Consider the following 6,671-nt stretch of genomic DNA (forward strand, 5'->3'; position numbering starts at 1 on the left):
GCTCCCGCCGCGGCCGAGCACGCGCGGTGGGGGCCGCCGCCGGCCCCGGGGGGGCGCGGCCTCCACAGGGGCGCAGTGCTCCACCAGCTGGTCGAGCGAGAGCCCGAGGACGCCCGCCAGCGCCGCCACGGTGAAGAAGGCCGGGGTCGGGGCGCGGCCCGTCTCGATCTTGCGAAGGGTTTCGGCGGAGAGGCCGGCCGCGGCGGCGATCTCGACCATGGAGCGGGGGCCGCGGGCCTCGCGCAACAGGAGGCCGAGGCGTTCGCCGCGCTCGCGCTCTTCGGGGGTCAGGGGGGTGCGCACCATGGGCCCATTCTACGGACCCACAGCACGGAACCCCATTCTTATACCGGTATAGTAATTGGCATGGTGGAGATCAAGACGGACGAGAACCTGCTGGCGATGCGCGAGGCGGGCCGGGTCGTGGCCCGCGCCCTGGAGGCCGTACGGGAGAAGGCGGCGCCCGGGGTGACGCTCGCCGAACTCGACGGCGTGGCACGGGAGGTGCTCGCGGCGGCGGGGGCCGGGTCGCCGTTCCTGGGGTACCGCCCCGACTGGGCGCCGGTGCCCTTCCCCGCGGTGGTGTGCCTGTCGCTGAACGACGCGATCGTGCACGGCGTCCCGGACGGCACCCGGCTCGCCGACGGCGATCTGCTGAGCGCGGACTGCGGCGCGGTGCTCGACGGCTGGGTCGGGGACGCCGCCGTGAGCTTCACGGTCGGCCGGGCCCGCCCCGAGGACACCCGGCTGATCGACACGGCGCAGGAGGCGCTGGAGGCCGGCATCGCGGCGGCACGGGTCGGCAACCGGATCGGGGACGTCGCGCACGCGATCGGCCGGGTCTGCCGCAAGGCCGGGTACGGCATCCCGGACGGGTTCGGCGGGCACGGCGTGGGCCGCACCATGCACGAGGACCCGGGCGTGCCCAACGAGGGACGCCCGGGCCGGGGCATGCCGCTGCGGCACGGGATGGTGATCGCGATCGAGCCGATGCTGATCGGCGGCGGCCGCGATCACCACTACACGGCGCGGGACGGCTGGACGATCCGTACCCTCGACGGCTCGCGCGCCGCCCACACCGAGCACACCGTGGCGATCACGGACGACGGCCCGCGGATCCTGACCGCCCTGTAGCCGCCGGGGCCTGTCCGGCGGGTCAGGGTCGGACAGGCCCTAGTCGCCCGAGTCCGGGCGGACCACCATCGCCGAGCCACCGCCGCGGCGCACCGGCTCCGCCGCGGCCAGCCAGCGTCCGTCCGGCAGCCGCTGCACGCCGGTGGCCGCGCCGATCTCCGGGTTCTGCCGGAAGCCGTGCCCGATGGCTTCCAGCTGGGCCTTCAACGGGCTGTTCCACAGCGCCGGTTCGAGCTCGGTGGTGGCCTGGTTGCGCTGGCTGGCGCGAGGTGCGGCGATGGCGTCGACGAGCGGCAGACCGCGGTCGACGACGCCGGTGAGGGTCTGCAGGACGGTGGTGATGATGGTGGCGCCGCCCGGCGAGCCGAGCGCGAGCACCGGCCGGCCCGCCCTGTCGAGCACGATCGTCGGCGAGATCGAGGAGCGCGGACGCTTGCCGGGGCCCGGCAGGTTGGGGTCGTGCACGGCCGGGTTGGCGGGGGCGAAGGAGAAGTCGGTCAGCTCGTTGTTGAGCAGGAAGCCGCGGCCGGGGACGGTGATGCCGCTGCCGCCGGTGGACTCGATGGTGAGGGTGTAGGCGACGACGTTGCCCCACTTGTCGGCCACGGTCAGATGCGTGGTGTTCTCGCCCTCGTACGTGGTCGGGGCGGCGGCCCCGCGGGTCGTGCAGCCCGCCGCCGGGTCGCGCGGGTCGCCGGGCGCGAGGGGGCTGGTGAGGGCGGCGTCGTCGCGGATCAGGCAGGCCCGGGAGTCGGCGTACCGCTGCGAGAGCAGGCCGCGGGTGGGCACGTCCTCGAAGGCCGGATCGCCGACCCAGCGGCCCCGGTCGGCGAAGGCGATCCGGCTCGCCTCGATGAAGCGGTGCAGATAGCGGGCCTGGGAGGCGTGCGCGAGGTCGGTGCCCTCCAGGATGTTGAGGGCCTCGCCGACGGTGGTGCCGCCGGAGGACGACGGCGCCATCGAGTACACGTCGAGCCCGCGGTACGAGACCTTCGTGGGCCGGCGCCGGATCGTCTCGTAGCCGGCGAGGTCGGCCTCGGTCAGGTCGCCGGAGCGGACGACCCGGGTGGCGCCGGAGCGGACCGGCGGGTGCTGGACGGTGTTCACGATGTCGTCGGCGAGCGGGCCCTTGTAGAGGGCGCCGACGCCTTCCCGGCCCAGGGTCTCGTAGGTGCGGGCCAGGTCGGGGTTCTTGAAGACCGAGCCGACGACGGGCAACTGCCCGCCGGGCAGGAAGAGTTCGGACGTCGCCGGGAAGTCGCGGAAGCGGGCCTCGTTGCCGGCGGTCTGGGCGCGGAAGGTGGCGTCGACGGTGAAGCCGTCGCGGGCCAGTCGCTCGGCGGGCTCCAGGAGCCGGCGCAGCGGCTTGCTGCCCCAGGCGTCGAGGGCGGTCTGCCAGGTGGCGGGCGTGCCGGGGGTGCCGACGCTCCGGCCGCTGGTCTGGCCCTCGTCGAACGGGATGGGCACGCCATGCTCGACGAAGAGGTTCGCGTCAGCGGAGCGGGGGGCGGTCTCTCGGCCGTCGATGGTCTGCACGGTGCGGGACTTGGCGTCGTAGTAGACGAAGTAGCCGCCTCCGCCGATGCCGGCCGAGTAGGGCTCGGTGACGCCGAGCGCGGCGGCCACGGCGACGGCGGCGTCGACCGCGTTGCCGCCCTTGCGGAGCACCTCGATGCCGGCGGCGGAGGCGTCCGAGTCGACGCTGGCGACGGCGCCGCCCCAGCCGGATGCGACGGGCACCTTGGCGGGCGCGGCACCGGCGGGCGGCGGGGCGGCGGCTCCCACCGAGAGGACCGTCGCGGCGACGGCCAGGATCGACCCGTAACGTACGGCGGAAACGCGCATTCCCTACCTCCAGTCAACGAGCGTCCGCGCAGCGTAACTTCTGCCCCGGCGTCACGTCAGGACCGCGTCCGGACCGCCTCGCCTCAGGACCGCGTCTCGAACAACCGGCCGCACCCCGCTACCATGCGCGCCCATGAACGAAGACCTGCGCAATGTCGTGCTCGGGGTCCTGGCCACCGGCGTCAGCGGCTCGATCGGCTGGCTGACCCGGACGTATCTGTGGCGCCGCCGACTCCGCAGGAAGCAGGCGTTCTTCGGGCTGCCCAGCCACTCCGAGTGCCTGCTCGTGGTGAACCGGGAGGCGGGCAGCGAGGGCGCGGTGCACCGCTTCGACGTGTCGGCGCTGCTCGAACTCGCCGCGCTCGTCAAGGAGTGCGGGGCGCACGCGCAGATCGTCCAGCACGACCTCGCGCAGGTGGGCTTCGGCGACCGCACCGAGTTCTGCGTGGGCGGGCCCGGCTCGAATCGCCGGATGGCCTCCCACCTCGGCGTCCTGCTGCCGGGGCTGGCGATGAACACGGCGACGGATCCGGTGGAGCGGCGCGGCGAGATACGGATCGGCGAGGACCGCTATCCGATGGAGCGGGGCGTCACCGAGTACGTGCTGCTCGCGCGGGTCACCGCGGGCGAGGGCGGGCGCCCGGTCTTCCTCTTCTGCGGCCAGCGGGCGATCACCAACCAGGCGGCGACCCGCTATCTGGCCCGCCACCACGAACGTCTCGCCCGCCGCTACCGGGGCGGCACCTTCGTCCTGCTCCTCAAGGTGGTCAACTCGCAGGCGTACGGCCCCGATGTCGTCGAGCTCGTCGCCGACGTGACCCGGCAGGCGACGGCTCGGCCGCTCAGCTCCGCCACTCCACCCGCACCGGCAGCGACTTGATCCCGTTGATGAAGTTGGAGACCAAGCGCCGGGGCGGCCCGGCGGTCTCCAGGTCCGCGCAGGCCTCGCGCGTCTCCTCGTGGAGCAGCCTGAGCTGGAGCCGGGCGAAGTGGGCGCCGAGGCACACGTGCGGGCCGTCGCCGAAGGAGACGTGCGGGTTCGGCGTGCGGGCGAGGTCGAGCCGGTGCGGGTCGGCGAAGGCACGCTCGTCGAAGTTCGCGGAGGCGTGGAAGACGACCACCTTGTCGCCCGCGGCGACCGGCACCCCGGCCAGCTCGGTGTCCCGGGCGGCGGTGCGGCGGATGTGCAAAACGGGCGGGTGGAAGCGCAGGAGTTCGCCGACGGCCGTGTCGCTGTCCACCTTGCCGTCCCACAACCGCCCGAGTTCGTCGGGGTGTTCGGCGAGCGCGAGCAGTCCGCCGGGGGCGGCGCTGCGAACGGTGTCGTTGCCCGCGACGGTCAGCAGGAAGAAGAACATCTCCAGCTCGGCGTCCTGGAGTTCGGAGTTCGCGAGCACGGTCATGATGTCGTCGGCCGGGTGCGCGCGCTTGTGCGCGGCGAGGTCCTGCGCATAGCCGAACATCTCGGCGAGCATCGCCGGGGACCGGGGGTTGACAGGCCGGCCGTCGGCGTCGAGCACGGGTGGCTCGTCGGGGTCCTGGTAGGCGATCACCCGCTCGGTCCAGGCGTGCAGCAGTCCGCGGTCGGCCGCGGGCACGCCGAGGATGTCGGTGAGGTTGAGCAGCGCGTAGTCGTCGGTGACGGCCCGCACCAGGTCCACCTCCCCGCCCGCTGCCGACTCCCTTGCCTCGGTGAGCAGTTGGCGGGCGCGCCGGCGGGCCGTCTCGGTGAAGCGCTCGATCCGGCCGGGGGTGAAGGCGCGGCTGACGAGCCGGCGCAGCCGCCCGTGGTGCGGGGGGTCCTGGTTCAGCATCATGCGCCGGATGAACGGCAGATCGGCCGGGTCGGGGTCGCGGATCTGGGTCGCCCCGAGGTGCGACGAGAAGCCGGCCGTGTCCTTGAGCACCCGTACGACGTCGGCGTGCCGTGTCACGGCCCAGAAGCCGGGCCCGGCGGGCCAGCCGAGGACCTCGTGCTCGTCCTGCCGGGCGACGGGGTGACGGTCGCGCAGGGCGCGGAAGCGCTCGTGCGGGATCCCGGCGGCGTAGATCCGGGGGTCGAAGACGTCGGGGACCTGGGGGACTTCGGATGCGCCGCTGCTGCCCACCGGGCCTCCCGTCGGAGTGAAGACGTCACCATCATGACAGGTCAGGGGCCGTTTTCGTAGGACGGAACGCACAGTTCGCGAACCTTGTCCGGGCTGCCCGCCGACTCCCAGAATCTCCGTCATGACGCGCCACGGGAGCGCGGTGAGAAGGGGGAGCATGACGGAGACGGGGAAGATCGACCAGGACGCGCTGCTGCGAGCGCGGGTGTTGTTGCTCGGGTCGGGCCGGTTGAGCCTGCGGGAAGAGGTCGGGGCGTACCGCGTGATCGCGCAGGCGAGCCCGCGGCCGTATCTGCCGAAGCTGGTGCGCGCGCTGATCTCGTACGGGTACGACAAGGCCCCCGAGCCACGGCTCGCGCTGCACGCCGAGGCGGCGGAGGCGGCGCGGGCGATGGACACGGACCTGCCGAAGCGGACAGAGGCGCTGCGCGACGCCCTGTCCGCGTACGAGCGCTCGTTGTTCGGCCTGGGGCGGCGGGCCGAGGGGCGCGCGGTGTGCGAGGAGCTGGCCGAGGCGGGACACGTCGGACGCCTTGCCACCGTACTGGCCGAGGAGGGGCGGCACCGGGAGGCGGCGGCACTCCTCGGGGCCTTCGTGGCCGAGGCGAAGGAGCCGTCGGACTGGACGGTGTACCAGTGGGCGGCGGGGCTGTCGGCCGCCGGGCTGCACGCGGAGGCCGTGGAGGCCTTCGCCGTGGTGGTGGCGAAGCGCCGGCGCCTGGCCGCGGAGGACGGCACGCCGCTGGCCGGCCTGGTGTGGGAGCTGGTCCACCACGCCCGTCTCCTCGACGCCGCCGGGCGCCCGGACGAGGGTGCCGAGGTGCGGCGCGAGGTGCTCGGGCTGCTCGCCCGGCTCGCGGAGGAGGCCGAGTCCAAGAGCTGGGGCAACCACCTCTCCTGGTGGGTCACCCTCTTCCTCCTGTCGGGACGCGACCGGGAACCGGCCGCGTCGCCGGCCGCGCCGACGCCTCCGTTCGGCACCCATCTGCACGAGTGGTCGCCCGACACGAGAGAGCCCTACTTCGACGGCATCCCGGCGCTGGAGGAGGAGGCGGCACGGCTGCGCACGGCGGACCGTCTGCCCGAGCTGTTCGCCGTGCACGGCAGGCTGACCCACCGTTCGACGCTGTTCCGGGTGAACCGCTCCTGGCAGATCGAGGAATCCCTGCGGCCGCTCTTCGACGAGGGCGTCGCCCTGGCCCGGCACCCCAAGGCGCCACCCGGTGCCCTCCGGCAGGCGCTGACGGACCGGGCCATGTTCCTGGTGGCCGCGAATCGCTACGAGGAGGCGCTCGCCGATTACCGCGAGGCAATCGTTACCCATGCGTAACTTACCGATGAGTTACCTCCGGTAATGCATCGCGGTTACCGTCAGGTCACTTTCACTGCCCCCCATTCACTGTCCCCACAGTGGCACCCAGTGAGGAGTGACCCGTGCGTACCGCCCTGACCTTCGCCGTATCGGCCTCGCTCGTCGCCGGGGGGAGCCACCGGGGGGCGCCGGCCGCGCCGGCCGAACATTACCTCCCCCCCCGCCCGGTGGTAGACAACACCGGGGGGGGGGGCACCCGACACCACGGCCAA

At 73.5% G+C, this 6,671-nt stretch carries 6 protein-coding genes; 3 read left to right on the forward strand and 3 right to left on the reverse strand.

Going from position 1 to position 6,671, the window contains the following annotated elements; all coding sequences use genetic code 11:
• On the reverse strand, positions 1–306 hold a 306-nt coding region (locus tag ACWEV0_RS24125; RefSeq protein WP_453151505.1), incomplete at its 3' end, for a helix-turn-helix domain-containing protein.
• Between the two features lie 60 nt (positions 307–366).
• Between ACWEV0_RS24125 and map the strand changes: the two genes are divergently transcribed.
• Positions 367–1,134 carry a type I methionyl aminopeptidase gene (gene map / locus ACWEV0_RS24130; RefSeq protein WP_453151506.1) on the forward strand — a complete coding sequence of 256 codons (768 nt, stop codon included), beginning with the start codon at positions 367–369 and terminating at the stop codon, positions 1,132–1,134.
• A gap of 39 nt (positions 1,135–1,173) precedes the next feature.
• Here map and ggt read toward each other — a convergent pair whose 3' ends face one another.
• Positions 1,174–2,979, reverse strand: coding sequence for a gamma-glutamyltransferase (gene ggt / locus ACWEV0_RS24135; RefSeq protein WP_453151507.1), 1,806 nt, complete (start codon positions 2,977–2,979; stop codon positions 1,174–1,176).
• A gap of 133 nt (positions 2,980–3,112) precedes the next feature.
• On the opposite strand from ggt, the gene ACWEV0_RS24140 reads away from it, so the two are divergent.
• Complete coding sequence (locus tag ACWEV0_RS24140; RefSeq protein WP_453151508.1) at positions 3,113–3,859, forward strand: hypothetical protein; 747 nt, start codon at positions 3,113–3,115, stop codon at positions 3,857–3,859.
• Here the strand turns inward: ACWEV0_RS24140 and ACWEV0_RS24145 are convergent.
• Positions 3,822–5,087 carry a cytochrome P450 gene (locus ACWEV0_RS24145; protein WP_453151509.1) on the reverse strand — a complete coding sequence of 422 codons (1,266 nt, stop codon included), beginning with the start codon at positions 5,085–5,087 and terminating at the stop codon, positions 3,822–3,824. The genes ACWEV0_RS24140 and ACWEV0_RS24145 overlap by 38 nt on opposite strands.
• Positions 5,088–5,244: 157 nt before the next feature.
• Between ACWEV0_RS24145 and ACWEV0_RS24150 the strand changes: the two genes are divergently transcribed.
• Positions 5,245–6,417, forward strand: a complete 1,173-nt coding sequence (locus tag ACWEV0_RS24150; protein WP_453151510.1) for a hypothetical protein — start codon at positions 5,245–5,247, stop codon at positions 6,415–6,417.
• Positions 6,418–6,671 lie beyond the last annotated feature (254 nt).

The sequence above is a fragment of the Streptomyces sp. NPDC003943 genome, from assembly GCF_053605265.1.

Excerpts from the sequence above, each read along its gene's own strand:
- map (WP_453151506.1), top strand. The coding sequence starts at position 367 with ATGGTGGAGATCAAGACGGACGAGAACCTGCTGGCGATGCGCGAGGCG.
- ACWEV0_RS24150 (WP_453151510.1), top strand. The coding sequence starts at position 5,245 with ATGACGGAGACGGGGAAGATCGACCAGGACGCGCTGCTGCGAGCGCGG.
- ACWEV0_RS24140 (WP_453151508.1), top strand. The coding sequence starts at position 3,113 with ATGAACGAAGACCTGCGCAATGTCGTGCTCGGGGTCCTGGCCACCGGC.
- ggt (WP_453151507.1), bottom strand. The coding sequence starts at position 2,979 with ATGCGCGTTTCCGCCGTACGTTACGGGTCGATCCTGGCCGTCGCCGCG.